26 protein-coding genes are annotated in these 25034 nt (G+C 65.8%); 21 read left to right on the top strand and 5 right to left on the bottom strand.

Features of this window, described 5'->3' with window-relative positions; all coding sequences use genetic code 11:
- The first annotated feature begins 86 nt into the window (after positions 1 to 86).
- The 11 genes from alr (at position 87) to HMPREF3227_RS05635 (ending at position 11676) form a co-directional block, all read left to right on the top strand.
- Positions 87 to 1199, top strand: a complete 1113-nt coding sequence (gene alr, locus HMPREF3227_RS05685; protein ID WP_066511079.1) for an alanine racemase — start codon at positions 87 to 89, stop codon at positions 1197 to 1199.
- Positions 1192 to 1695, top strand: a complete 504-nt coding sequence (gene tsaE / locus HMPREF3227_RS05680) for a tRNA (adenosine(37)-N6)-threonylcarbamoyltransferase complex ATPase subunit type 1 TsaE (protein WP_066486192.1) — start codon at positions 1192 to 1194, stop codon at positions 1693 to 1695. Before alr ends, tsaE begins: the two co-directional genes overlap by 8 nt.
- 99 nt (positions 1696 to 1794) lie before the next feature.
- The gene (locus tag HMPREF3227_RS05675) at positions 1795 to 3384 is read left to right on the top strand and encodes an aspartate:alanine exchanger family transporter (protein WP_066486341.1); all 1590 of its coding nucleotides are present in this window, start codon (positions 1795 to 1797) and stop codon (positions 3382 to 3384) included.
- Positions 3385 to 3515: 131 nt separating this feature from the next.
- Positions 3516 to 3986 carry a hypothetical protein gene (locus HMPREF3227_RS05670; RefSeq protein WP_066511076.1) on the top strand — a complete coding sequence of 157 codons (471 nt, stop codon included), beginning with the start codon at positions 3516 to 3518 and terminating at the stop codon, positions 3984 to 3986.
- Complete coding sequence (tsaB, locus tag HMPREF3227_RS05665) at positions 3986 to 4738, top strand: tRNA (adenosine(37)-N6)-threonylcarbamoyltransferase complex dimerization subunit type 1 TsaB (protein ID WP_066511068.1); 753 nt, start codon at positions 3986 to 3988, stop codon at positions 4736 to 4738. The genes HMPREF3227_RS05670 and tsaB overlap by 1 nt, the downstream gene beginning before the upstream one ends.
- Positions 4739 to 5242, top strand: coding sequence for a ribosomal protein S18-alanine N-acetyltransferase (gene rimI, locus HMPREF3227_RS05660; RefSeq protein WP_066486181.1), 504 nt, complete (start codon positions 4739 to 4741; stop codon positions 5240 to 5242).
- A gap of 2 nt (positions 5243 to 5244) precedes the next feature.
- Positions 5245 to 6297 (top strand): tRNA (adenosine(37)-N6)-threonylcarbamoyltransferase complex transferase subunit TsaD, encoded by a 1053-nt coding sequence (tsaD, locus tag HMPREF3227_RS05655; protein WP_066486174.1) that lies wholly within the window; start codon positions 5245 to 5247, stop codon positions 6295 to 6297.
- Positions 6298 to 6619: 322 nt separating this feature from the next.
- Positions 6620 to 7048 carry a hypothetical protein gene (locus HMPREF3227_RS05650; protein ID WP_066486172.1) on the top strand — a complete coding sequence of 143 codons (429 nt, stop codon included), beginning with the start codon at positions 6620 to 6622 and terminating at the stop codon, positions 7046 to 7048.
- Between the two features lie 239 nt (positions 7049 to 7287).
- A complete protein-coding gene (gene groES, locus HMPREF3227_RS05645; RefSeq protein ID WP_181734627.1) occupies positions 7288 to 7587 on the top strand; it encodes a co-chaperone GroES in 300 nt (99 codons plus the stop codon).
- Positions 7588 to 7593: 6 nt separating this feature from the next.
- A complete protein-coding gene (groL, locus tag HMPREF3227_RS05640) occupies positions 7594 to 9207 on the top strand; it encodes a chaperonin GroEL (protein ID WP_066486163.1) in 1614 nt (537 codons plus the stop codon).
- 60 nt (positions 9208 to 9267) lie between these two features.
- The gene (locus tag HMPREF3227_RS05635) at positions 9268 to 11676 is read left to right on the top strand and encodes an excinuclease ABC subunit UvrA (RefSeq protein ID WP_066511131.1); all 2409 of its coding nucleotides are present in this window, start codon (positions 9268 to 9270) and stop codon (positions 11674 to 11676) included.
- Here the strand turns inward: HMPREF3227_RS05635 and HMPREF3227_RS05630 are convergent.
- Entirely contained in the window at positions 11673 to 11972 is a 300-nt protein-coding gene (locus HMPREF3227_RS05630; protein WP_066486158.1) for a WhiB family transcriptional regulator, read from the bottom strand. The two genes, HMPREF3227_RS05635 and HMPREF3227_RS05630, sit on opposite strands and share 4 nt — an antisense overlap.
- A 287-nt stretch (positions 11973 to 12259) precedes the next feature.
- On the opposite strand from HMPREF3227_RS05630, the gene HMPREF3227_RS05625 reads away from it, so the two are divergent.
- Together HMPREF3227_RS05625 and HMPREF3227_RS05620 are read left to right on the top strand one after the other, a co-directional pair.
- Positions 12260 to 12832, top strand: coding sequence for a sigma-70 family RNA polymerase sigma factor (locus HMPREF3227_RS05625; protein ID WP_066511065.1), 573 nt, complete (start codon positions 12260 to 12262; stop codon positions 12830 to 12832).
- Positions 12833 to 12871: 39 nt separating this feature from the next.
- Entirely contained in the window at positions 12872 to 13774 is a 903-nt protein-coding gene (locus HMPREF3227_RS05620; RefSeq protein ID WP_196131080.1) for a hypothetical protein, read from the top strand.
- Positions 13775 to 13867: 93 nt separating this feature from the next.
- On the opposite strand, the gene HMPREF3227_RS05615 is transcribed toward HMPREF3227_RS05620, so the two are convergent.
- Positions 13868 to 14239, bottom strand: a complete 372-nt coding sequence (locus tag HMPREF3227_RS05615; RefSeq protein ID WP_066486154.1) for a DUF5319 domain-containing protein — start codon at positions 14237 to 14239, stop codon at positions 13868 to 13870.
- A gap of 119 nt (positions 14240 to 14358) precedes the next feature.
- Here HMPREF3227_RS05615 and guaB point away from each other — a divergent pair, with 119 nt between their 5' ends.
- Genes guaB through HMPREF3227_RS05600 form a run of 3 tightly spaced genes read left to right on the top strand, consistent with a single transcriptional unit; the run spans position 14359 to position 17530 of the window.
- A complete protein-coding gene (gene guaB, locus HMPREF3227_RS05610) occupies positions 14359 to 15879 on the top strand; it encodes an IMP dehydrogenase (protein ID WP_066511062.1) in 1521 nt (506 codons plus the stop codon).
- A gap of 9 nt (positions 15880 to 15888) precedes the next feature.
- Positions 15889 to 17025 carry a GuaB3 family IMP dehydrogenase-related protein gene (locus tag HMPREF3227_RS05605; protein ID WP_066486149.1) on the top strand — a complete coding sequence of 379 codons (1137 nt, stop codon included), beginning with the start codon at positions 15889 to 15891 and terminating at the stop codon, positions 17023 to 17025.
- A 31-nt stretch (positions 17026 to 17056) separates the two neighbouring features.
- Positions 17057 to 17530, top strand: a complete 474-nt coding sequence (locus HMPREF3227_RS05600; protein ID WP_066486146.1) for a phosphatase PAP2 family protein — start codon at positions 17057 to 17059, stop codon at positions 17528 to 17530.
- Here the strand turns inward: HMPREF3227_RS05600 and HMPREF3227_RS05595 are convergent.
- Entirely contained in the window at positions 17527 to 18399 is an 873-nt protein-coding gene (locus HMPREF3227_RS05595) for an EamA family transporter (protein WP_066511056.1), read from the bottom strand. The genes HMPREF3227_RS05600 and HMPREF3227_RS05595 overlap by 4 nt on opposite strands.
- Before the next feature lie 82 nt (positions 18400 to 18481).
- Between HMPREF3227_RS05595 and HMPREF3227_RS05590 the strand changes: the two genes are divergently transcribed.
- Positions 18482 to 19363: a LysR family transcriptional regulator gene (locus HMPREF3227_RS05590; protein WP_066511053.1), complete on the top strand. Its 882-nt coding sequence runs from the start codon at positions 18482 to 18484 to the stop codon at positions 19361 to 19363.
- Here the strand turns inward: HMPREF3227_RS05590 and HMPREF3227_RS05585 are convergent.
- The gene (locus tag HMPREF3227_RS05585) at positions 19360 to 19689 is read right to left on the bottom strand and encodes a hypothetical protein (protein WP_066511051.1); all 330 of its coding nucleotides are present in this window, start codon (positions 19687 to 19689) and stop codon (positions 19360 to 19362) included. The two genes, HMPREF3227_RS05590 and HMPREF3227_RS05585, sit on opposite strands and share 4 nt — an antisense overlap.
- Before the next feature lie 17 nt (positions 19690 to 19706).
- Between HMPREF3227_RS05585 and guaA the strand changes: the two genes are divergently transcribed.
- The gene (gene guaA / locus HMPREF3227_RS05580; protein WP_066486117.1) at positions 19707 to 21275 is read left to right on the top strand and encodes a glutamine-hydrolyzing GMP synthase; all 1569 of its coding nucleotides are present in this window, start codon (positions 19707 to 19709) and stop codon (positions 21273 to 21275) included.
- Between the two features lie 65 nt (positions 21276 to 21340).
- Positions 21341 to 22183: a GNAT family N-acetyltransferase gene (locus tag HMPREF3227_RS13520; RefSeq protein WP_197429501.1), complete on the top strand. Its 843-nt coding sequence runs from the start codon at positions 21341 to 21343 to the stop codon at positions 22181 to 22183.
- On the opposite strand, the gene HMPREF3227_RS05570 is transcribed toward HMPREF3227_RS13520, so the two are convergent.
- Positions 22173 to 22970 carry a LysR family transcriptional regulator gene (locus HMPREF3227_RS05570; protein ID WP_066486110.1) on the bottom strand — a complete coding sequence of 266 codons (798 nt, stop codon included), beginning with the start codon at positions 22968 to 22970 and terminating at the stop codon, positions 22173 to 22175. The two genes, HMPREF3227_RS13520 and HMPREF3227_RS05570, sit on opposite strands and share 11 nt — an antisense overlap.
- A gap of 74 nt (positions 22971 to 23044) precedes the next feature.
- On the opposite strand from HMPREF3227_RS05570, the gene HMPREF3227_RS05565 reads away from it, so the two are divergent.
- Together HMPREF3227_RS05565 and HMPREF3227_RS05560 are read left to right on the top strand one after the other, a co-directional pair.
- Complete coding sequence (locus HMPREF3227_RS05565) at positions 23045 to 23941, top strand: aldo/keto reductase (RefSeq protein WP_066511046.1); 897 nt, start codon at positions 23045 to 23047, stop codon at positions 23939 to 23941.
- Positions 23824 to 24831 carry an aldo/keto reductase gene (locus HMPREF3227_RS05560; protein ID WP_141759233.1) on the top strand — a complete coding sequence of 336 codons (1008 nt, stop codon included), beginning with the start codon at positions 23824 to 23826 and terminating at the stop codon, positions 24829 to 24831. The genes HMPREF3227_RS05565 and HMPREF3227_RS05560 overlap by 118 nt, the downstream gene beginning before the upstream one ends.
- Positions 24832 to 25034 lie beyond the last annotated feature (203 nt).

Here is a 25034-nt window from a genome sequence, read left to right as displayed (position 1 = left end):
CACGATTTTCGCGCAACTCATACGAGTTTTGTGTTTTCGCGGTCCAGCAGTCCGTGCTCGCGGGTAACAGTGGCACAATAGACGCCATGTCACAGTCCACTGTTCAGCCCCCACTTCGCACCCGCGTCGACTTGGGCGCGATTGCGCACAACGTTTCCACCATCAAGGACATGGTGGGGCCGGACGTCAACCTCATGGCCGTCGTCAAGGCGGATGCCTACGGCCATGGCGCGTTGGAGGTTGCGCGCGCCGCCGAGCGCGCGGACGCCTTTGGCGTAGCGACGGTGGCGGAGGCGCTGGAGTTGCGCGAAGGGGGCATCGGCAAGCCCATTTGCGCGTGGATCTGGAATCCGGAGGACGATGTGTCCACCCCGTTGGCCGCGCGCGTTGACCTGGCTATTCCGAGCCTGCGGCACCTGGGGGTGCTCATCGAGGCGCAGGTGCCGGCACGCGTGTACCTCAAGATCGAGACGGGCTTGCACCGCGCGGGCCTGGATCCGGCTGAGTGGGAGGAGGCCTTCGCGCTCGCCCGCGACGCAGAGCACCTCGAGGTGCTCGGGCTCATGTCGCACCTGGCGTGCGCAGACGAGCCGGAGAATGACTACACAGATTTCCAGGCCGCGAATTTTGCCCGGGCCCTCGAGCAGGCGCGCGCGGCGGGCCTGGAGTGCCCCGTTAACCACCTGTGTAATACGCCGGGCACGTTCACGCGGCCTGACCTGCGCTACGAGCAGGTGCGCGTCGGCCTGGGCATCTACGGCTTGGAGCCCATCCCCGGCCAGGACCATGGCTTGATTCCCGCCATGACGTGGGCGGCGACCACGATGGCCGTCAAGCCCATCGCGGCGGGGGAGGGCACCTGCTACACCATGACGTGGCATGCGGAGCGCGATGGCTACCTCGCCAACGTGCCGGTGGGCTACGCAGACGGCCTGCCGCGCGCGTTCCAGGGCAAGCTCCAGGTGGGCATTGGCGGACACCTCTATCCGCAGGTGGGTCGCGTGTGCATGGACCAGATTGCCGTTGACCTCGGCGACAACCCGCACGGCGTGCGCCCCGGCGACGAGGCCATTATCTTCGGAGGGGGCGGCATGTCCGCCACGGAGCTTGCCGATGCCGCCGGCACCATCAACTACGAAGTCATTTGCCGCCCCACGGGGCGCACCGTCCGCCAGTACGTGGGAGGAACACATGCGTAGCAGTTTTCCGCAGGAGGGCCGCCGCCAGTTCGCGACGGCGGCTGACACCCAGGCCTTCGGCGAGGAGCTCGGAGCGGCATTGGAGGCGGGCGACCTAGTCATCCTCGACGGGCCGCTGGGCGCGGGGAAGACGACGCTGACACAAGGCATCGCGCGCGGCATGGGTGTCAAGGGGCGCGTGACGTCCCCGACCTTCGTCATCGCCCGCGAGCATCGGTCGCTGGGGGAGGGACCGGCGCTCGTCCACGTCGACGCGTACCGTCTCCTCGACGATTTCGGGGCGGGCTCCGGCGACCCGCTGGGAGACCTCGACGCGCTCGACCTGGACACGGAGCTTGAGGACGCTGTCGTCGTCGCAGAATGGGGTGGCGGATTGTTAGCCCAACTGTCAGACGCGTACCTCTTTGTGGGGCTGGATCGTGAACCTGAGAATCGGACAGAAACAGGCGCAGATACACGCGAAATCACGTGGCGCTGGGTAAACGCGGGAAATTAAGCTATCAAGTACAGGCGTCCTGTAGGCGACCTATATAAGTGATAAGTATCCCATAGTCCCAGGTTGACGCGGGATTATTGATTAAGTCAAACTGGGATGGTGTTAAATTTCCTCGCATCCAATCCGCTCTTCGCGCTGTTTCTCATCATGGCGGTCGGCCTGGTGATCGGAAAAGTAAAGGTATTCGGAATCTCCCTCGGCGCCGCAGCCGCCATGTTTGTTGCGTTGGGTTTGTCTACGGCAAACCCCGACATCCAGATTCCGGCCTTTGTCTACCAATTTGGTCTCGCCATCTTCGTCTACGCCATTGGTTTGGGATTCGGCCCGTCCTTCGTCCGCGACTTTAGGAAGCGCGGCTGGAAGCTGACGGTCTTTATGATCGGCATGCTCATCGCGCTCGTTGCCGTGGGCTACCTCCTCATCACTGTCTTCCACCTCAAGGTCCCCGTCGCCGTGGGTATGTTCGCCGGCTCCCTGTCGTCCACGCCTGGTATGGCTGCTGTTGTCGACATGCTCGGCAACTCCGAGCCCGTCGTCGGCTACTCGCTGGCGTACCCGGGCGCGGTCATCGGCGCGATCATCGTCGCTGCCGCGGGCGCCATTATCCTCAAGGTCGACCACGAAAAAGATGCGCGCGATGAGGGCATGGTTCCTTCGCCGCTCATCTGGAAGGCGGTTAAGCTCACGCGCGACTTCCCGGACACCGCGGGCCACATCGACCGCGTCACCGGACAGACGGTCGTCGCCACCCGTTTCATCCCAGACGCTGACCACCACCGTCTCGCCATCCCGGAAATGCCGCTCGAAAAGGGCGCGGTCTTTATGATCAACGGCACCGAAGAGGCCGTCAACGCCGCCATCGAGGTCCTGGGCGTGGAAGAAGACGTCGAGCTCACCGAGGACGCTGGCCTGCTCTACACCCGCGTCACGGTCTCCAACCCGGAGATTGCCGGTAAGCGTATTCGCGACATCAAGGCGCTGGACCATGGCTTCATCATCGCGCGCGTGCGCCAAGGCGATATCGACATCGTCCCGCACGCGGATACCGTCCTTAACTACTCGGACCGCGTCCGCGTCGTCACCGCTCCGGAGCGCCTTCCCGCCGTCAAGAGCTATCTCGGTAACTCCGAGTCCGCACTGGGCAACGCTGACCTGCTGTCCATGTCCATCGGCCTGACCCTCGGTATGCTGCTTGGCCTTATCCCGATTCCGATCCCCGGCGGTACGACGCTGCAGCTCGGCTTCGGTGGCGGCCCCATCGTCATGGGTCTCTTCCTCGGTTACTTGAACCGCACCGGTTCCATCAACTGGCAGATGCCGTTCCACACGCGCCAGGCCCTGTCGACCCTCGGCCTCACCTTGTTCCTCGCGGGCGTCGGTACCTCCGCAGGCGCCTCCTTCCGCGCGGCGCTGACGGACCCGGCATCGCTCAAGGTCATGGGCGTCGGCCTCATCATCACCCTCATCTCTGCCATCGGCATTGGGCTTATCGGCATGCTCGTCTTCCGCCTCAAGTGGGACGAGGCCATGGGTTGTGCTGCCGGCATGACCACCAACCCCGCGGTGTTCAGTTACCTGCAGGGCCAGACGAAGACGGACCTCGCCAACCGCGGCTGGGCCACGGTCTATCCCACGACGATTATCGGCAAGATTATCGCCTCGCAGGTGCTCCTCGTCCTTCTCATGTAAAACCAATCGCTTATGACCCCGTCGCGTCCCCGTTACGCGGCGGGGTTTCGACATGCTTGTGGCCTGGCGAGTACCATTTAGGGAAGTTTGCACCCCCATGTACTCGCATTTATTAAGGAGCGCACCCCTTTATGAATAAGGTCGGCCAAGCCATTACCACCCTTGTCATTGGTCTTTTCGCCATCGCCCTCGTGGGCATGATTGCGATGAGCGCCACGCGCCCGGCCCAGCCGGTCGACCGTACCTTCGCCGAGGCCGTCGAGACCATCGACGACGCGAACCTCAATGCCACTGCGCTCGCCGTCGCCGACGTGTATGGCGAACAGTGGGTCCAGTTCCTCAACCTGTGCCCGGGCACCACCCCGGACGATATCCGCAACGGTCTTCAGGTCAACCCGGAGGACCTCGGCATTACCGAGACCGTCCCGGCAGGCACCAACTACATCGTGGCGATGAACACGGACCAGCAGTTCTACGCGGAGAAGATCTCCATGGACAAGGTCGACATCTGCACCACCGTGGGCCAGCTGCCAATGTCCAACGCCGCGTCCATGATTCCGCTCGCCAAGACGCCTGAGGGCCAGTGGGTGTTCGCGGGCTAATGCGCGTTCTCGCTCTCGACACCGCCACGACCGATCTGGTCACCGGCCTCGTCGATCCTTCTGATCCCGCCGCCCCCCGCGAGCGGATCGTCACCGACACCCGCGCGCATAATGAGCAGCTCGTGCCCACCGTCGAGGCCTTGCTTGCCGATGCCTCCTTGACCTACGCCGACCTCGACGCCCTCGCCGTCGGCTGTGGTCCCGGCCCCTTTACCGGTCTGCGCGTGGGCATGGCGACCGCCCAGGCCTTTGGCCAGGCCCTCGGCATTCCTGTGGTGGGCGTGTGCTCCCACGACGCCATCGCGCACCAGCTCGCCGCCCTCGGCGAGTCCGGCACGTGGCTCATCGCCACCGATGCCCGCCGCAAGGAGGTTTATTGGGCGACCTATGAGCTCGCGGGGGACGGAGTCCACCGCCTCACCGAGCCCTCCGTCTCCAAGCCGGAAGCGCTCGCTGAGGAGCTCGGCGACATCACCGTCGACCACATCGTGATCCCCGAGGCCATCGCCCCGCGCTTGCCCGAGGCGCTCGCCGCGCTCCCGCGCGAATGGGACACCCCGCGCCCCGCAGGGCTCGTCGCCGCCGCAGCTGCCGATGCCGCCTCCCGCGGCCAGTCGCTCACCACACCCGCCGCCGACGTCCCGCCGCTCGTGCCGCTCTACCTGCGCCGCCCCGACGCCGTGCCGCCGAAGCCCACGCCGCGCTCGGCAGCCCTCCCGCCGCTGCCGCAGGATTCTTCTGAGGCGAAGTAGATGTTCCTGCGCGAACTCACCGACGCTGACGCCCCGCGCTGTGCCGAGCTCGAAGTCCAGCTCTTTCCGGGGGAGACCCCGTGGAGCACCGAGGTCTTCCTCGCCGACTTCGCTCAGCCGCACACGTTTTACTTCGGCGTCCAAGACGGCGAGCCCGACGGGGACGGCGTGCTTCTCGGCTACGCCGGGCTCGCCATGATGGGACCCGTCGCCACCCCGGAATTCGAAATACTGACCATCGGCACCGCGCCCGAGGCCCAGCGCCGCGGCGTCGGCCGGCTCATGATGGAAAATATCTGCCACATCGCGGACCTCAAGGACGCGCCTGTATTCCTCGAAGTCCGCGTGGGCAATGACCCCGCCATTCGTATGTACGAGGCCTTCGGCTTCGAGCTGATGGGTCTGCGCCGCAATTACTACCAGCCGTCCGGCGCCGACGCCCACACCATGAAGCGCGCAGCGTGCGCCGCTGGTGCGTCGCACGATAACACTGAAAAGGAATAAACATGTTGGTCCTGGGAATTGAATCCTCCTGCGACGAGACCGGCGTAGGCATCGTCGAGCTCGACGGCGACGGGTACATGGATATCCGCGCCGACCAGGTCGCCTCGTCCATGCAGCAGCACGCCCGCTTCGGCGGCGTCGTGCCCGAGATCGCCTCGCGTGCGCACCTCGAGGCCATGCCGCAGGTCATGCGTGCCGCGCTCGACGAGGCCGGTATCGACAAGCCCGACGCCGTCGCCGCGACCGTGGGACCGGGACTGGCTGGCGCGTTGTTGGTGGGGGCATCGGCAGCCAAGGCGTACGCCGCAGCCTGGGGCGTGCCCTTCTACGGCGTCAACCACCTCGGCGGTCATGTTGCCGTCGCTAACCTCCAGGGGCAGAAGCTGCCGCACTCCATCGCGCTGCTCGTCTCCGGCGGCCACACGCAGATTCTCGAGGTCGACGCCGTGGGAAAGCCCATGCGCGAGCTCGGCACGACCCTCGATGACGCCGCCGGCGAGGCCTACGACAAGGTCTCGCGCCTGCTCGGCCTGGGCTACCCGGGCGGCCCGGTCATCGACAAGCTAGCGGCCCAAGGCGAAGCGAATATCAACTTCCCGCGCGGTCTTTCCCGTGCCGAGGACCTGCGCGGTGAACACCGATACGACTTCTCGTTCTCCGGCCTGAAGACCTCCGTCGCCCGCTACGTGGAGAAGGCCGAGCGCGAGGGCCGCGTCGTCTCCGTCGAGGACATATGCGCGTCCTTCCAGGAGGCCGTCGCGGACGTACTCACGCACAAAGCGATGCTCGCCCTTGAAGACACCGGCGCGAAGGTCATGCTGCTCGGTGGCGGCGTCGCGGCGAACTCTCGCCTGCGTTCGCTCGCGGCGCAACGCTGCGCGGCCGCCGGCGTCGAGCTGCGCGTCCCGCCGTTCCGCCTGTGCACGGACAATGGCGTGATGATCGCCGCCGTCGCCGCCCAGCTCATCCACGAGGGTGCGCAGCCTTCGGGTCTGGCCTGCGGTACGGACACGGCGCTCGAGGTCGAAACGCCGCTCGTCCTGCCGGTGGGGTAGCGGCCGACGCTGTGTTCCTTACACAGCGTTTGTACTCGATAGTGTCGACGTAACACTTCGAGGCCAGTCGTAGTAAACGACATCCGTGACTGCCACTTTCGCGCGCCTCGTTGAGGGTTTTCTTCCTTCCACAAGTCTGAGGACGTGTCCGTGACCACCCCGGTGGAAGGATAAAGCTCGGCCATGGGCGGCTCTTCGTTTTCGGGGAACGGCGGAGCGCGGCGTTGTACATGTATGTGAGAATGAATGTTCTCGGCGCGCGAAATTGCTCTCTGGGCGGTACGGTTTACATGATCCCGCCCCTTTCGCAAGGAGACATACTATGACCACCGGCTACCTCGTTAACCCGGACCTCACCCGCCGCCAGATCGACTTCGAGCTTGAGCACGCCCAGCAGTTCCTGGGCGGTGCTACGGAAGACCGCGTGGCCGTGGCTTTCCAGGATGACGGCTCGACGTACGCGGCACTGTTCAACCCGAATGCAAAGGCGGAGGGCGCCGAGCCGAACCCGGTGGCCTCGCTCGCGCGCAACGCCGCGGCGACGGGCAACTCGGCCTTCCTCCAGGATCCCATCCGTGCCATCTGCGGCCCGGTGATCTTCGTCGACGCCGAGGGGCAGGACGAGCCTATCGATGTCGTCATTGCCGCCGTGGAAAACGGCGTGCGCGCGGTGAAGAACTACCGCGAAGACCAGCCGGAGGAATACCAGCTGTGGCGCGCTGCGGTCATGAACTCCGACAAGCAGCTCTAACTCGTCCGGCGAGAATGCTCGCCCCCACAATCGGCCCGTCGCCCGCGTGATAAGCGCAGGTGGCGGGCCGTTCGCGCAGGGCGAACTTCCTGGCACTCGTTTGTGTTGAGAGCTAGCAGTCACGGGGGTAGAGTGCTAGGAAGGTTGTTTGACTCACAGTTGTTCACCCGCGACGACGGCTGTGCTGGCAGAAAAGAATGCAACCGGCACATACAACTACACTGATTCATTTCGAAAGGATCATCATGGCAAACATCAAGCCGCTGGAAGACAAGGTCCTCGTCCAGATCGTCGAAGCTGAGACCACCACCGCCTCTGGCCTGGTTATCCCGGACTCCGCCAAGGAGAAGCCGCAGGAGGCTACCGTCGTGGCCGTCGGCCCGGGCCGCACCAACGACAAGGGCGAGGTCATCCCGGTCGGCGTCAAGGAGGGCGACGTGGTCGTGTTCTCCAAGTACGGCGGAACCGAGCTGAAGTACGACGGCCAGGAGTACCTGCTGCTGTCGGCTCGCGACCTGCTCGCCGTCGTCGAAAAGTAGGCCCGTATGCCCAAACTTATTGCATTCGATCAGGAGGCTCGCGCGGGCATTCAGCGCGGCGTGGACACGCTTGCCGATGCCGTCAAGGTCACCCTCGGCCCCCGCGGCCGCAACGTTGTCTTGTCGAAGGCTTTTGGCGGCCCGACCGTCACCAATGACGGTGTGACCATCGCCCGCGACATCGATCTGGACGATCCGTTTGAGAATCTCGGTGCCCAGCTCGTGAAGTCCGTGGCTGTGAAGACCAACGACATCGCCGGTGACGGCACCACGACGGCGACGCTGCTCGCCCAGGCGCTCGTCTACGAGGGCCTGCGCAACGTGGCCGCCGGCGCCAACCCGGTCGAGCTCAACCGCGGTATTCAGGCCGCGGCGGAGAAGGCCGTGGAAGAGCTGAAGAAGCGCGCCACGCCGGTCGCGTCCTCGCGCGATATCGCGCAGGTCGCCACCGTCTCCTCCCGCGACTCGGAGGTCGGCGAGATGGTCGCCGGCGCCATGGATAAGGTGGGCAAGGACGGCGTCGTTACCGTCGAGGAGTCCCAGTCCATGGAGTCCACGGTCGACGTGACCGAGGGTATTTCTTTCGACAAGGGCTACCTCTCCCCGTACTTCGCGACGGAAGAGGAGACCTACAACGCGGTCCTCGACAACGCCGCAATCCTGCTGGTGCGCAACAAGATCTCCTCGCTGCCGGACTTCCTGCCGCTGCTCGAGAAGATCGCTGAGTCCTCCCGCCCGACGCTCATCATTGCCGAGGATATCGAGGGCGAGCCGCTTCAGGCACTCGTCGTCAACTCCATCCGCAAGACCCTTAAGGTCGCCGCCGTCAAGGCGCCGTACTTCGGCGAGCGCCGCAAGGGCTTCATGGATGACCTGGCTGTCGTCACCGGCGCCACCGTCGTCGACCCGGAGGTGGGCATCAACCTCAACGAGGTCGGTCTCGAGGTGCTGGGTTCTGCACGCCGCGTCACCGTCTCCAAGGAAGACACCGTCATCGTCGACGGTGCTGGCACCAAGGAGGCCGTCGAGGAGCGCCGCGAGCAGCTGCGCCGCGAGATTGAGCGCACGGACTCCACGTGGGACCGTGAGAAGCTCGAGGAGCGCTTGGCCAAGCTGTCCGGCGGTGTCGCGGTCATCCGCGTCGGCGCTGCAACCGAGACCGAGGTCAACGAGCGCAAGCTCCGCGTCGAGGACGCCATCAACGCGGCCCGCGCAGCTGTCGAGGAAGGCGTCATCGCTGGCGGCGGCTCCGCACTCGTCCAGATTTCCGCTGAGCTCGACAAATTCGCCGAGGACTTCGAGGGCGAGGCCAAGATCGGCGTGCTCTCCGTGGCCCGCGCGCTCACGCGCCCGGCCTACTGGATTGCCCAGAACGCCGGCCTGGACGGCTCCGTCGCCGTCGCGCACGTCGCTGACCTTGCCAACGGCGAGGGCCTCAACGCCGCGACGCTCGAGTACGGCAACCTCATCGAGCAGGGCATCATCGACCCGGTGAAGGTGACGCACTCCGCCGTCGTCAACGCGACGTCCGTCGCACGCATGATTCTCACGACCGAAGCCTCGGTCGTGGAGAAGCCTGCCGAGGAGACCCCGGCCCCCGCCGCCGGTCACCACCACTAATTAATCGGCTCGCCGCCAGCCCCGTCCACCCGTGGACGGGGTTGCACGCGTTTTATGATGATGCACGTGCATGATTTCATCCGTGTGACCGGCGCGCGCGATAACAACCTGCGCGGCGTCTCCGTCGACATCCCCAAGCGCCAGCTCACCGTCTTCACCGGCGTGTCGGGCTCCGGCAAGTCCTCTCTCGTTTTCGACACCATCGCCGCGGAGTCGCAGCGCCTGGTCAACGAGACCTACCCCGGCTTCGTCCAGGGCTTCATGCAATCCCTGCCGCGCCCGGATGTCGACCGCCTGGAGGGGCTCACCGCCGCCGTCATCGTGGGGCAGGAGCCCATGGCCGCCAACGCGCGCTCGACGTTTGGTACCGCCACGGACATCACGCCGGCGCTGCGCGTGCTCTTCTCCCGCGCCGCCGAGCCCCGCGCGGGCGGCCCCGGCGCCTACTCTTTCAACGTGCCCTCCGTCTCTGCCCAAGGCGGCATGTCCGTCAACGGAAAGAAGAAGAAGGAGCTCACGCGATTCGAGAGGACCGGCGGCATGTGCCCCACGTGCGAGGGCCGCGGCACCGTCTCCGACATCGATCTTTCCGCCGTCGTGGACGAATCGCTCTCCCTTGACGACGGCGCCATCCTCCTACCCGGCCTCAAGGTCGGCTCGTGGACGTGGAAGGCCTACACCCAGTCCGGCCTCTATCCCACGGACGTCCCCGTCCGCGAGTTCACCGAGGAACAGCGGCACGCGCTGCTTGAACTCGACGGCATCAAGACGAAGCTCAACGGCATCAACGTGAGCTACCAGGGCCTGCTGCCTCGCATGCGCGGCTCGATGCTCGCCAAGGACCCGGCGAGTCTCCAGAAGCACGTCCGAGAGTTCGTCGAGCGCGCCGTCCAGTTCGTGACCTGCCCCGCCTGCGAGGGCACGCGCCTGGCTCAGCACGCCCGCCACTCACAGCTCGCAGGTAAGTCCATCGCAGACGTCTGCGCGCTCGAGCTTTCCGATGCCCTCGCCTGGCTCGACGCCCTCAGTCTGCCGCAGGTCGCCCCGCTCGTCGACTCCATCGCGCAGTCCCTGCGCAACGCCATCGAGCTGGGGCTAGGTTATCTCACGCTCGACCGCCCAGCGGGCACGCTGTCTGGTGGCGAGGCGCAGCGCACCCGCATGGTGCGACACCTCTCATCGGCGCTCACGGATGCCACCTACGTCTTCGACGAGCCGACCGTCGGCCTTCACCCGCACGACATCGCGCGGCTCGGCCGCCTGCTGCTCGCGCTGCGCGACAAGGGCAACACCGTCCTCGTCGTCGAGCACAAGCCGGAAATTATCGAGCTCGTCGATTACGTCGTGGATCTCGGACCCGGCGCCGGCAGTGAGGGCGGCGAAATCATGTTCGCCGGCACCGTCGCCGAGTTGCGCGCAGTCGCCGCCGCTGGCGCGTCGGCGGAGTCTGCAACGAGCCGTCACCTCGCCGACCGCGCCCACTTTAAAGACACCGTGCGCGAGCCCACCGGCGCCATCGAGGTCCGCGGCGCGTCGAAGAATAATCTGCGCGACGTCGACGTCGACATCCCGCGCGGCGTCTTCACGTGCATCACAGGCATCGCGGGCTCCGGCAAGTCCTCACTCATGGACTGCCTGCCGGGTTCGTTCCTGCTCGTGGACCAGAAACCCATCAAGGGCTCGCGCCGCTCCAATCCCGCGACGTACACCGGCGCGCTCGATTCCATCCGCAGCGCCTTTGCCAAGGCCAATGGCGTCAAACCCGCGCTCTTCTCCGCGAACTCTGAGGGCGCGTGCCCGAACTGCAACGGCGCCGGCACGGTCTTCGTCGAACTCGGCTTCATGTCCGGCGTCGACGTGCCCTGCGAAGTCTGCGAAGGCCGACGCTTCGCCGACGCCGTCCTCGACTTCCGGCTCACCGCCGGCGAGGAGTCACTCACTATCGCAGACGTCCTCGAGCTGCCCGCCGCCCGCGCCGCCGAGTTCCTCCGCGCCGCGAAGGTCACCGCCGCCGCGCGCATCTGCGACGACCTCGTCGCCGTGGGGCTTAGCTACCTCACGCTCGGACAGTCGCTCACCACGCTCTCGGGCGGCGAGCGTCAGCGCCTCAAGCTCGCGGTCCACCTCGGCGAACTCGCCACAGCGCGCCGCGCGAAGAAGGCGCCCGCCGATCCCGTCGACGTCATCGTCCTCGACGAGCCGACTACCGGCCTCCATCTCGCGGACATCGACACGCTCGTGCGGCTCATCGACCGCTTCGTCGATGAGGGCATGACCGTCATCGCGGTCGAACACCACCTCGCCGTCGTCGCGCGCGCCGACCACGTCATCGATCTCGGTCCCGGCGCCGGCAGCGCCGGCGGCCGCGTTATCGCGCAGGCAAGCCCCCGCGCACTCGCCGCCGACCCCGGCGACAGTCTCACCGGAAAGTATCTGGCGACGTATGTCGAGGGGGCATCGGCAAGCTAGACGGTGACCTTGGCGCGGTTGCGGCGGGAACGCAGCGCAATGGTGCGCTCGGTCTCGCTCATGCCGCCCCACACGCCGTAAGGCTCAGCCGAGGCGAGCGCATGCTCGCGGCACAGCTCAATGACGGGGCAGCCGCTGCAAATCGCCTTGGCACGGTTCTCGCGCTGGGCACGCGCGCGGCCGCGCTCGCCGTCCGGATGGTAGAAAACGTCCGAGTTCTCGCCACGGCACGCGCCGTGCAATTGCCACTCCCACAGCTCGGAAGTAGGTCCCGGCAGGAATTGAGGCTGAGCCACGTTCCTTCTGTCTCCTTGTGTTAGACCTTCACGCATCGCGGCGTGTCGTACGAGATAGGAAGTGTCTACCCGCGACATGAACGGTTGTTGAACCGTGGGTTGCCTTCGCATGGCGTGCGGTGTGCGGCGCCGCGCCGGAGGGGGTCTACCTGCGAAGATAAGAAAGGTTAAAGATTGGTGAATTTTCCTCCTTCTTTAAAACCCACGCGGCTGTTTGTGTTTCTTTCACGAGATTGTGCCAATATGTTAAAAGCTGGGAACGACTTTCGCGTGAGGGATGGTGACAAGTGAGCGACACCGACTCTGAGCTCGACGGCCTGGTGCCGTTGGCCGTTGACGGTAATAAACGTGCGCTGCAGAAGCTTCTCGCGATTATTTATCCGCAGGTGCTGCGCTATTGCCGTGCGCGCATTGGCGGCGGGCGTCAGCCCACGGCCGAAGACGTGACGCAGGAAATCTGCCTCGCCGTCTCCACCGCCATTTCTGGCTACGAAGACAAAGGACGCCCGTTTATGGCGTTCGTCTACGGCATCGCGTTTAACAAGGTGACAGATGCGCACCGAGCGATGGGTCGTGACCATTCCCTGCCCACCGAGGACGTCCCGGATTTCACTGCGACGGAGAACACTCCCGAGGAAGCGGCTTTAGAAGCCGACGGAAGTAACAAGGTGCGCGCGTTGCTCGATACATTAAGCGACAAGGCCCGCGACATCGTTATTCTCCGCGTCTTCGTCGGTCTCTCCGCAGAAGAGACGGCGGAGATCGTCGGTTCAACTCCAGGCGCGGTCCGTGTTGCGCAGCATCGTGCGCTATCCCAACTGCGTAAAGCCGTTTCCTCTCAGCAGGCTGAGCGCGCGTGATTTCATTAATATTTTATATCCAGGAAAGGAGTGAGCTGAATGGCTAAGCGCAATGATGCGGAGACCCAAGACATCGCCGCACAGCTCCAGCCGCTCGTCGATGACGACGCATTCCTCACCGAACTTTCCTTGGGCAACGATCCCTCAGCGGGCGACGACCCGCTGGCAGCGCTGTTCCTCGAACTGCGTGACGAAGTCGAGGCTCCCATGCCGCCAGCACCCGTTGTTGAGGGCGCGGACCAAGAGCCCGAAGTAATCTCTCTTGCTGCCGCGCGGCGTCGCCGTCGCGTCAGCCCCTGGGCCTCCGGTCTTATCGGGGCTGCCGCTGCGACCGTGCTTCTCGCGGGGTCTGGCGCTGTGATCTATAACGCCGGTCCCGGCTCGCCGCTTCATGGTCTCAACGAGTCCGTCTTTGGTAAGTCGCAGGACGCTGCAGAGGTGGAGCTCGCCTCCTCGCTCGAGGAGATGCAGGACAAGGTTGCCCAAGGCGATATCGAGGGCGCGCGTGCCGTACTGTCCGATACGCGCAAGAAGCTCAAGGATCCGTCTCCTGAGGTCGTGGCCAAGCTGGAGGCCGCTGAAAAGCGTCTCGAGCAGCAGCGCAGCCAGAAAATCACGGTGACGGTTACCGTGACGCCCCCGGCTTCCGATGCCCCCTCGTCCACCGCCGAGCCCGGCACCGTCACGCAGACCCTCGTCCAGACGGAAACCGTCCAGGCTCCGAGCCAAGGCGAGGAAGGCATCGGTTCGACTGAGCCGTCCGTGGACGGAGGTACGTCGGCGACGCAGGCCCCGGAACCGCTGCAGACGGAGACCGCCGTGGCCGATGATCCGAACATGGGCGTCTCCAACGGCGGTAACTCCGGTAACGCGGGCAATTCTGCTGCCGATGCCGTCCGTGACGCCAACGGCGACCGCGTCGGCGCCGCAGACGACATCTAGGCCGACGACACCGACAGCGAAGAACCCGGCGACCACATGGTCGCCGGGTTTGTCGTGTTGCACGCTGCGTGTGGCGCGTGCGTTGCGGCGGGGCTAGCGGCCCTCGAGTCCGTCGAGGTAGCCCAGCGCGTAGTCCCACGGGACGTAGCGCGACGGGTCGGGCTGGGCGCCGGGCTCATGGACGGGCGCGAGCTCGTTGCCCAGCGTCGAGCGCATGTTGGCGGCCATGATGTCCCACTCGTAGAAGTGGTCTTCGCCGCAGTCTTCGCAGAAGAAGAACACGCCGTCGACGCCGCGGGGGCCGAGGACGCGGGCGAATTCCTGGACGAGCTTTAGGTCGTGTTCGACCGCGGCGCGTTCCTCAGGGCTCAACGGCTCGACGGTGTCCTCTTCTTCCAAGAAGGACGCGGGGTCGTTGGGATCATCCGCGAAGGGATCGCGGGGCATATTCGCGAAAAAGTTCACCCGATCGAGCCTAGGGGGCCGTGCGCTATTGCGCAATTCCCCCTTGAGAGTCGAAAAGACTACAGTAAAAGGCACTATCAGCCTTGTTTGATGCCGCATATGTTAGGAGACTGCTTCGCATGACCGATTCTCGTATTCACACCGGTGGGGACGACCCGAATAAGGTTGCTCTCTACGGCTTGACCTTTGACGATGTCCTTCTGCTTCCGGCCGAATCCAACATCGTTCCTTCCGAGGTAGAGACGTCGGCTCAATTCACGCGCAATATTCGCCTGGGCGTCCCACTGGTATCGGCCGCGATGGACACCGTTACCGAGGCGCGGATGGCTATTGCGATGGCCCGCCAGGGCGGCATCGGCGTGCTCCACCGCAACCTGTCCACGGAGGATCAAGCACAGCAGGTAGAGATTGTGAAGCGCTCCGAATCGGGCATGGTCACGGATCCGGTCACCGCGACGCCGGATATGACCATCCAGGAAGTCGACGACCTCTGCGCCCGCTTCCGCATCTCCGGCCTGCCGGTAGTCGACGCGGATGGCATCCTGTTGGGTATCTGCACCAACCGCGACATGCGCTTCGAGCCGGACTACTCGCGCAAGGTCTCTGAGATTATGACGCCCATGCCGCTCGTCGTCGCCAAGGAAGGTGTGACGAAGGACGAGGCGCTGGCGTTGCTTTCCACCAATAAGGTTGAAAAACTGCCCATCGTCGACGCGAACAACAAGCTCGTCGGCCTTATCACCGTCAAGGACTTCGTCAAGACCGAGCAGTTCCCCAACGCTTCGAAGGACGACTCCGGCCGCCTGCTCGTTGCCGCGGGTATCGGCACCGGCGAGGACGCGTACAACCGCGCCGGCGCACTCGTCGACGCGGGCGTCGACGTCCTCGTCGTCGACTCCGCCCACGCGCACAACAACCGCGTGCTCGAGATGGTCTCCCGCGTGCAGAAGGACTTCGGTGCGAAGATCGACGTCGTGGGCGGCAACCTCGCCACCCGCGAGGCGGCGCGCGACATGATCGCCGCTGGCGCGGACGCCATCAAGGTCGGCATCGGCCCGGGCTCCATCTGCACCACCCGCGTGGTCGCTGGCGTCGGCGCGCCGCAGATTACCGCCATCATGGAAGCCGCCGCGGTCGCGGGCCCGGCGGGCATCCCGATCATCGGCGACGGCGGCATGCAGTACTCTGGCGACATCGCCAAGGCACTCGCGGCCGGTGCTGACACCGTCATGCTCGGCTCCATGTTCGCTGGCACCACCGAGGCCCCCGGCGACATCGTCGTCGTGAACGGCAAGCAGTACAAGCGCTACCGCGGCATGGGCTCCATGGGCGCCATGCAGGGCCGCGGCCTGTCCGGCGAGAAGCGTTCCTTCTCCAAGGACCGCTACTTCCAGGCAGACGTCAAGAGCGAGGACAAGCTCGTGCCGGAAGGCGTGGAGGGACGCGTGCCGTTCCGCGGCGACATGGATGCCATCGTTCACCAGGTCATCGGCGGCCTGCGTGCCTCGATGGGCTACACCGGTTCCGCGAACCTCGAGGAGCTCAAGACCAAGCGCTTCGTGCAGATTACCGCCGCGGGTCTCAAGGAATCCCACCCGCACCACCTGCAGCAGATCATCGAAGCCCCGAACTACCGCTAAGGATTATCCATGCGCGACTACGTTGAAATTGGCATCGGCCGCGAGGCTCGCCGCACCTACGACCTAGCGCAGGTCTCGCTCGTCCCGACCCGCCGCACTCGTTCCTCGAAAGACGTCGACACCACCTGGCACATCGACGCCTACACCTTCGACACCCCGCTCGTCTCGCACCCCACGGATGCGCTGGCGACGCCGGAGTTCATCATCGAGATGGGCAAGCAAGGCGGCCTAGGCGTCATCAACGCCGAGGGCCTGTGGGGACGCCACGAGGACCTCGAGGGTGCGCTGGCCCGCGTCGCCGAGAACTCCACCGACCTGTCGGTACTCCAAGAGCTCCACGCGGCTCCGCTTAACGAGGAGCTGCTCGCCGAGCGCATCGCGCAGGTTCGTGATGCCGGTGTGACCGTGGCCGTGCGCGTCTCGCCGCAGCGTGCTCGTGAGCTCGCTCCCGTCGTCATCAAGGCGGGCGCGGAGATCCTGTTTATCCAGGGCACGCTCATTTCCGCTGAGCACGTCCAGCAGGGCGGGGAGCCGCTCAACCTCAAGGAGTTCATCGGCTCCATCGATACCCCGGTTATCGCGGGCGGCGTGGCGGATTACACCACCGCCCTGCACCTCATGCGCGCGGGCGCGGCGGGCATCATCGTCGGCTCCGGCGTGAACACCAACGCGGAGACCGTGGGTATCGACGTGCCCATGGCCACCACCATCGCAGACGTTGCTGCCGCGCGCCGCGACTATCTTGACGAGACCGGTGGCCGCTACGTCCACATCCTCGCTGATGGAGACATCTTCACCTCCGCGGACATCGCCAAGGCCATTGCTTGCGGTGCCGATGCCGTCGTGCTCGGCCCCGTCCTCGCCCGCGCGGCCGAGGCTGGCGGCCAGGGCTTCTACTGGCCGTCGACGGCGGGCCACCCGCGCTTCCCGCGCGGCGTCATCGAGTCCTCGGATCTCTACTCGCTCGAGGTGCTTCCCGATGCCTCCGTGGCGGCCGATCGCCCCAGCCTCGAGGTCGTCCTTCACGGCCCGTCCAACGAGCCGCATGGCTTGCTCAACCTGGTCGGCGGCTTGAAGCGCGCCATGGCCAAGTGTGGGTACACCGATCTGAAGGCTTTCCAGAAGGTCGGTCTCGCCGTCCGTTAACGCGGCGTCTTTCCCGCGTGCGCATCTCACTATGGATCAAGCAGTATTAGATTTCGTTTACAACCATCGCATCGAGTGGCTTAACGATCCCACCGTCATCTTCAGCCACCTGTTGACACCGCGTTGGCTCTTCCTCGCGGTGTTGGCGTGGGGGCTGTATTCGCGACGCTGGAGTCCGGCCTTCGCAGTGGGACTGGGCGAGGTCACCGCGTTGGTTCTCAAATGGATCATCGACCGGCCGCGTCCGCCGGAGTTCTACCAGCTGACCCAGGTCGTGGATTCCGGCATGCCCTCGGCGCACACGGTCGCCATCTTTGCGCTGGCGATGGTCATTCGCAAGCCGTGGGCGTGGGCATTCGCCGTAGCTAGCGCGCTGGCTCGTATGTATGTGGGCGTGCACTGGCTCACCGATATTTTGGTCGGCGTGGTCATCGGCGTGGCGGTGGGGGCGTTTGTCTCCTGGGGCTCGCGTCCACGCAGCGGCGTCAAAGTCGCCGACCTCTAACAGCTAACAGGCTCCAGGGACGCGGGTTTCTTCGGTCGCCGGCGGCTCGTCGTCAGGGTCTGGAGAATTGACGCGGCAACGACCAGGCACACCGCTGCTCCCTTGAGCACCGTGACCGGCTGGGCGAGTAACAGCCACCCGAAGAACGCGGCGAAGACGGGCTCGAGCGCGATAAGCACGGAGAAGGCATTAGGCGTCAAGCCGCGCAAGGCCGCGAGCTCGAGCGAGTAGGGGATGAGCGAGGCAAGCAGCCCCGTGCCCGCTGCGAGCAGCAACAGCGACGGGTCGGTGGTAATGGTCGCGGCTCCCGGTGCCCCCAGGGGCACCAGCACCACCCCACCCAGAAGCAGCGCTACGGCGAGTCCGCCTTGGCCTGGAACGAGCCTGCCCGCGCGTTGGGAAGCGAGGATGTAACAGACCCAAAACCCTCCAGCGATGAGCGCAAAGACGGCGCCTACCGGATCGAGCGTGGAACCCGTGAGCGAGTCCAACCCGAGCAAAGCTATGCCGCAGAGAGCGAGGAGGACGCAGAGGGCATCGGCAAGCGAACGCGAGAGCACCGCGGCAAGCAGGAGAGGGCCGAGGAACTCGATGGTTATGGCTGTGCCCAGCGGGATGCGGCCGATGGCCGCGTAGAAGAAGCCATTCATGAGTCCGAGCGACGCGCCAAACAGCACGACAGCGCCCCATTGCGTGCGTGTCCAGCGGCTAACGCGCGGGCGCACCAGCGCGCATAGCAGCATCCCAGCGGTGACGAGGCGCACGATAGCGGTTCCCCACGTGCTGGCAACAGGAAACAGCTGGACGGCGAGGGCGGCGCCGAGCTGGAGCGAGATACACGAGCCGATGATGCACAGGATTTCCTTCATGCGTCTAGTGTGACGGATAGCAAACCGTCGGACTAGCTAAACTTTACGCAGATTAACTGTTAGAGATGCTAACCTTTTGGGCATGTTGGATCTCCGTCGCCTGCGTATCCTCGCCGAGCTGCGACGGCTTGGGACCGTCACCGCTGTGGCGGACTCGCTGCACTACACGCATTCGGCGGTCTCGCAGCAGCTCGCGGCGTGCGAACGCGACGCGGGAGCGCGGCTGACGGAGCGCGTGGGCCGGCGCCTGCGGCTCACGGAGCAGGGCGAGGTGCTCGCAGACTACGCCGAACGCATGCTCGCGCTGGCCGATGAGGCCGCGTCCGCCGTCGCCGCGTCGACGTCACAGGTGCACGGGACGATCCGGGTGACGAGTTTTCAAACGGTTCTCTCCTCCCTCTTGCCCGCGGCCCTGACCCAGCTGGCCGTCGAGTTCCCTGAACTAACAGTCGAGGTCATCCAACACGATATGTACACCGCCGCGGAGCTGCTCGTGCGCCGTGAGGTCGACCTCATTCTCGGCGAGGATTATCCGGGCGACGTCCCGCCGACGGACGGAAACATGCACCGCGAGACGCTCACGCGCGACCCGATGTACCTCATCACGCCGGAGACCGGCCCTTGGTCGGGCTTGGAGCTGCCGGAGCTGGAGGGCGTGCCCTTTGCCATCGACCCTCCGGATCAGGCCGTCGGGCATTTTGCTCGAGCGCTGTGCCGCCGGCATGGGTTCGAGCCGAATTTCGCCTTTCAGACGCCAGATCCGTTTCTGCACGCCCATCTCGTGCGGGGCGGCCACGCGGTATCGATCGTGCCGGAGTTGCTGCTGCCCAACATCTTTGGCGTCCGCGTCGTTGAGCTTCCCGGGCGACTCGCGCGCACGCTGTACACCGCAGTTTCTGTCGGCCGCGAGCATCACCCCGCGCTGGTGGCGTTCCGCGCGGCGCTCGCGGCGGCCGCGCGTTAGTCGTCGAGGAAAATCCAGCGGCCCTCGTTATCGAAAGTGAGCTTCGTCGACATGGGGGAGCGCGCGATGTCGCGGTCACCGAACGTCACCATGCCGTCGTTCATTGGGACGTGTTCCGCGATTCCGTCGCGCCACAGCGTCACTTCGTCGCCGCGGACCGCGAACGCGTCCCACTCGTGGCCAAAGAGCTCTTCCGCCGTGACCGTGACGGGCGGGATGCCCGCCTCGTCGAGCACGCCCGTGAGCCCGGCGGTCGTCGGCGCAGCGTGGCATCCGGCGAGCGCGCACACCAACGCGACGGCTGGGGGAAGAAGACAGGGGCGCATGCGTTAAACTGTAGCGCGTGACTACTACTCATCCACGCCCCGTCCTCGTCGTGGACTTTGGCGCCCAGTACGCGCAGCTTATTGCTCGCCGCGTGCGCGAGGCCAACATCTACTCCGAGGTCGTCCCGAATTCCGCATCTGTAGAAGAAATCAAGGCCAAGAACCCGGCCGCGCTCGTCCTCTCCGGCGGTCCTTCGTCGGTCTACGAGGATGGCGCCCCGGTGCTCAAGCCGGAGCTGCTCGAGCTGGGCATCCCGGTCTTTGGCATCTGCTATGGCTTCCAGGCCATGACGCAGGCACTCGGCGGCACCGTCGCTGCGACCGGCGCCCGCGAGTACGGCCGCACCGAGATCACCGTCTCCGGCGGCGTCCTGCACGAGGGTCTCGAAGAAAAGCACAACGCTTGGATGTCCCACGGTGACTCCGTGACGAAGGCCCCGGAGGGCTTCGAGGTCACCGCGACCTCTGCCGGTGCCCCAGTCGCCGCGTTCGAGTGCCTGACCAAGCACATGGCCGGCGTCCAGTACCACCCGGAGGTCATGCACTCCGACCATGGTCAGAAGGTGCTTACCCGCTTCCTCACCGAGGTCGCTGGCCTCGAACAGAACTGGACCGCGGACAACATCGCTGATCAGCTCATCGAGCAGGTCCGCGAGCAGGTCGGCCCGGACGGCCGCGCGATTTGCGGCTTGTCGGGCGGCGTGGATTCCGCCGTGGCTGCTGCCCTCGTGCAGCGCGCCATCGGCGACCGCCTCACCTGCGTCTTCGTCGACCACGGCCTGCTGCGTGCGGGCGAGCGCGAGCAGGTCGAGCACGACTTCGTCGAGTCGACGGGCGCGAAGCTCGTCACTGTCGACGAGCGCGAGGCTTTCCTCAACAAGCTCGCCGGCGTCACGGAGCCGGAGGCCAAGCGCAAGGCCATCGGCGCGGAGTTCATCCGCTCCTTCGAGCGCGCCGTCGCAGGCGTGCTTGCCGATGCCCCCGCTAACTCCACCGTCGATTTCCTCGTCCAGGGCACCTTGTACCCGGACGTCGTGGAGTCCGGCGGCGGCGACGGCACCGCGAATATCAAGAGCCACCACAACGTGGGCGGTCTGCCGGACGACGTCGAGTTCACCCTTGTCGAGCCGCTGCGCCTCCTGTTCAAGGACGAGGTCCGCGCCGTGGGCCGCGAGCTCGGACTGCCGGACGAGATCGTCGGCCGCCAGCCGTTCCCGGGCCCGGGCCTGGGCATCCGCATTATTGGCGAGGTCACCGCAGACCGTTTGGAGACGCTGCGCCAGGCCGACCTTATTGCGCGCACGGAGCTTACCGCTGCTGGCCTCGATAACGAGATCTGGCAGTGCCCGGTCGTGCTGCTCGCCGACGTCCGCTCCGTGGGTGTCCAGGGCGACGGCCGCACCTACGGCCACCCGATCGTCCTGCGTCCGGTGTCTTCTGAGGACGCCATGACCGCGGACTGGACCCGCCTGCCGTACGACGTGCTGGAGAAGATCTCCACGCGCATCACGAACGAAGTGAAAGACGTCAACCGCGTCGTGCTGGACTGCACGTCCAAGCCGCCGGGAACCATCGAGTGGGAATAATCCCGCCTGCCACGCAGCGCCTCGCCGAACTTCGGCGGGGCGCTGCGCGCGTTTAGACTGTTGCCATGACCGAATTCAACGGCTTCACCCTGGGCGAGTACGGCCTGCCCGGCCCGCTGCGCGACGAGCTCGTCGCTGCCATCCTTGCTGGCGCAAAGACCGCAACGTCCTCTCTCCACGCCGCGTACGGCGACGAGCCTCTGCCACGCGTGGGCGAGGGCGAGATCCTCCTCGACTCCGCGGGTGCGCCCGTCGCGGTCCTGCGCACCACCGACGTCGAGCTGCGCGCGTTTGGCGACATCGACGCTGACTTCGCCCGCGCCGAGGGCGAGGGCTTTACCGATGTCGCCGCCTGGCGCGCCGCCCACGCGGACTTCTGGCGCGAGCACCCGCTTTCCGATGCCTCCCTCGTCGTCACCCAGCGCATCGCCCTCGTCGCGGTCCTCGGCCAGCCCATCACACGCGCTCATCCCGCGGATGCCGCGGTGCTCGCCCGGCTCGAGGCCGCGCCACCCGCCCAGGTCGCCGCGCGCGTGGCCGCATTCCCGGAATGCCACTGGGTCCTGCGCGACGACGCGGGAATCGTTGCCGCCGTGAGCGGCTTCGCGACGAATCGCCGCGACCTTACCGACGACATGTACGCCGACGCCACCGCGCACGAGCCCGACGGCGCGTGGCAGATGATCTTCTCTGTCATCACGGACCCCGCCCGCCGCGGCAAGGGCTTAGCCACGCGCGTGCTCGAACGCGCCATCGCGGACTCCCGCGCACGCGGCCGCGCGGGGCTCGTGCTCACGTGCAAGGACGAGCTCGTCGGGTTCTACGCGCGGCTCGGCTTCGTCGACGAGGGCACGAGTGCCTCGACCCACGGCGGCGTGGCGTGGCATCAGATGCGACTTAGCTTCTAGCGATTGCCTCGTAGAGCTTGCGCGCGGGCGCCGCGGCGTGCGGGCCGGGGGAGAGGAAGAACGTGGCGTGGGCGGGGGCATCGGCAAGCGGGATGGACGTGCGGCCGGGGCGGGGCCGGGTGGCCTGGGTGCTAAACGCCAGCAGGGGCGAGTGCGTGAGGAGCTGCTCGAAGACGGTCGCGTCGCGCTGGACGAGCAGCTCGCTGTCCGGCAGGTGCTCGCGCACGACGTCCATCCAAAAACCGATGTCCGCGAGCACGAGGAAGGGCTCGCCGTTGAGGTCCGCGAACCGCACGTGGCGCCGGCCCGCCAGCCGATGCGCCGCGGGCACGTTGGCGTAGAGGTCCTCCGTCATGAGCTGGTGGCCGGGCGGGCGCAGCGTGATGCGCAGGTCTGCGTCGACGCGCTCTGGATTCGCCGCGAGCTCCGGGTCGAGGATGAGCCCCGGCATGAGCTGCGTGGCAAGCTCCGCGAGCCGCCAGCTCGGCGCCGGTGCTGCCGATGCCACCGTCACCGTCCGCTGCTTCCTACTCAGCGCTGTCAGGTCTCGGCGCAGCGTCTCCGCGCGCGCCGTGAGTTCCGTGGCTGCGGCCAGCGCGAGCTCGCCAGCTTCGTTGAATTCGACGTGGTTCTTCGTCCGGCGGAACAGTTCGGTTCCGAGTTCGCGTTCGAGCCGTTGGATGGACCGGGAGAGTGCGGGCTGGGTGAGGTGGAGGGCATCGGCAGCCGCGGAAATCGTGCCTTCCTCCGCGACAGCCTGAAGCTGGCGTAGCTGTTCAAGCTCCATGTATGCCTCCAGTGCATGGTGGTCTGTTGAAAAAGCATTGTACGCATGCGCAGCCGGCATGTCTTAGTGGGTTCATGGAATTCACAACACTTGCAAACGGACTGCAGATGCCGAAGCTGGGCTACGGCGTCTTCCAGATTGACGACGACACCACAGAGCGCACCGTGGCCCAGGCGCTCGACACGGGCTACCGCATGATTGACACGGCGCAGGCGTATTTCAACGAGCGCGGCGTCGGTGCGGGCATCAAGGACTCCGGCGTGGCGCGCGAGGATATCTTCCTCGTGACGAAGGTGTGGGTCACCAACTACGGCCGCGCCTACGATTCGCTGCAGGAATCGCTCGAACGCCTGGGCACCGACCACGTGGACCTCGTGCTGCTACACCAGGCCTACAACGACTACTACGGCGCGTGGCGTGACCTCGAGCGTGCGTACTCCGACGGCCTCGCCTCCGCCATCGGCGTGTCCAACTTCAACCCCAACCGCATGCTCGACATCGCGGCGTTCTCCGATGTCACGCCGATGGTCAACCAGATTGAGAGCCACGTCTTCCGTCCCGCGCGTGAGGACCATGCCGTGATGGACGACCTCGGCGTGGCGCACATGTCCTGGGGCCCGTTCGCCGAGGGCATGAACAACATTTTCGCAAACCCCGTCCTGAACGAAATCGCCTCCGCTCACGGCGTAACCGCCGGCCAGGTCGCGCTGCGCTACTTGCTCGACCTCGACGTCATTGTCATTCCGAAGACCGTGCGCCCGGAGCGCATGGCGGAGAACCTCGACGTCTTCGACTTCTCGCTTACCGAGTCCGACCACGCCGCGCTCGCTTCACTCGAGGAGCCTGGTTTTAGCTGCTTCGATCACACCAACGTGGAAACGGTCCGCGGGCTGTTGGGTTACATCAAGGAGAATATGTACATGCTGCCCCGCATTGGCTACGGCGCGATGGGCTTGTCCCACGCGTACTGAGCCCCGCTTGCCGATGCCCCTCCAGCCTCACCGCCGCCTTCGACGCCGGCTATCGCTTCTTCGACACGGCGGAGATCTACGGGCCCTTCGAGGACCCGCACCTCAACGAACGCGTCGTCGGCGAGGCGCTCGCGGGCGTGCGCGACGAGGTGCAGATCCTCACTAAGTTCGGCATCCGCTTCGCGCCCTCAGACGGTACGGGCACGCACCCTATCGTGCCAGACGCCCGGCCTGCGGGAATCCGCGCCTCCGTGGAAGGCTCTCTGCGGCGGCTGCGTACGGACCACATCGACGTTTACCTGCAGCACCGTCAAGATCCGGCGGTGCCCGTAGAAGAGGTCGCAGGCGTCATGGGCGAGCTCATCGCAGAGGGCAAAATCCTTGGGTGGGGCCTGTCCGAGGTTGACGAGTCCACGCTGCGCCGCGCGCAGACGGTGACCCCAGTGGCCGCCATCGAGAACCGCCTGTCCATGATGGCGCGGTGGCACGAGCCGTTGCTGCCCGTCGTCGAGGAGCTCGGCGCGCAGTTCATCGCGTTTAGTCCGCTGGCCAATGGCCTGCTCACCGATACCGTGGGTGCCAACGCCTCCTTCGGCGACGGCGACTACCGCGCCGTGATGCCGCAGTTCCGCGACTACGGCGCGAACGCGGAGCTGCTCGCGCTCGTCCGCCGGCTGGCTGCGGTGCATGACGCGACGCCTGCGCAGCTCTCGCTGGCCTGGGTCATGGCCAAGGGCGCGGTGCCTATCCCCGGCAGCCGCAAGCCTGAGCGTCTGCGTGAGAATCTCGCCGCGACCGACATTGTTCTCACAGCTGACGAGGTCGCCGACATCGACGCAGCCCTCGACGTCACCGCCGTGCCCGAGGTCTTCGGTGGCACCAAGAGCTAAAACGGCACGCCGAATCGCCCGCCCCTCGGGGGCGGGTTTGCGTTTGTGGGGGTTAGTCCACCGTGCAGAGTAGGCGCTTGCCGTAGGGGGTGACGTACCAGTAGTTGCCCTCGGCATCGCGGGTATACGAATCACCGTCGCCCTTGCGTCCGTTATGGAACCGGCACAGCGGCACAAGGTTCGCGACATTCGTGTCGCCGCCC

This window comes from Corynebacterium sp. CMW7794 (assembly GCF_001563605.1).
Taxonomy (GTDB): Bacteria; Actinomycetota; Actinomycetes; order Mycobacteriales; family Mycobacteriaceae; genus Corynebacterium; species Corynebacterium phoceense.
This window is presented reverse-complemented; position numbering and strand designations above follow the sequence as displayed.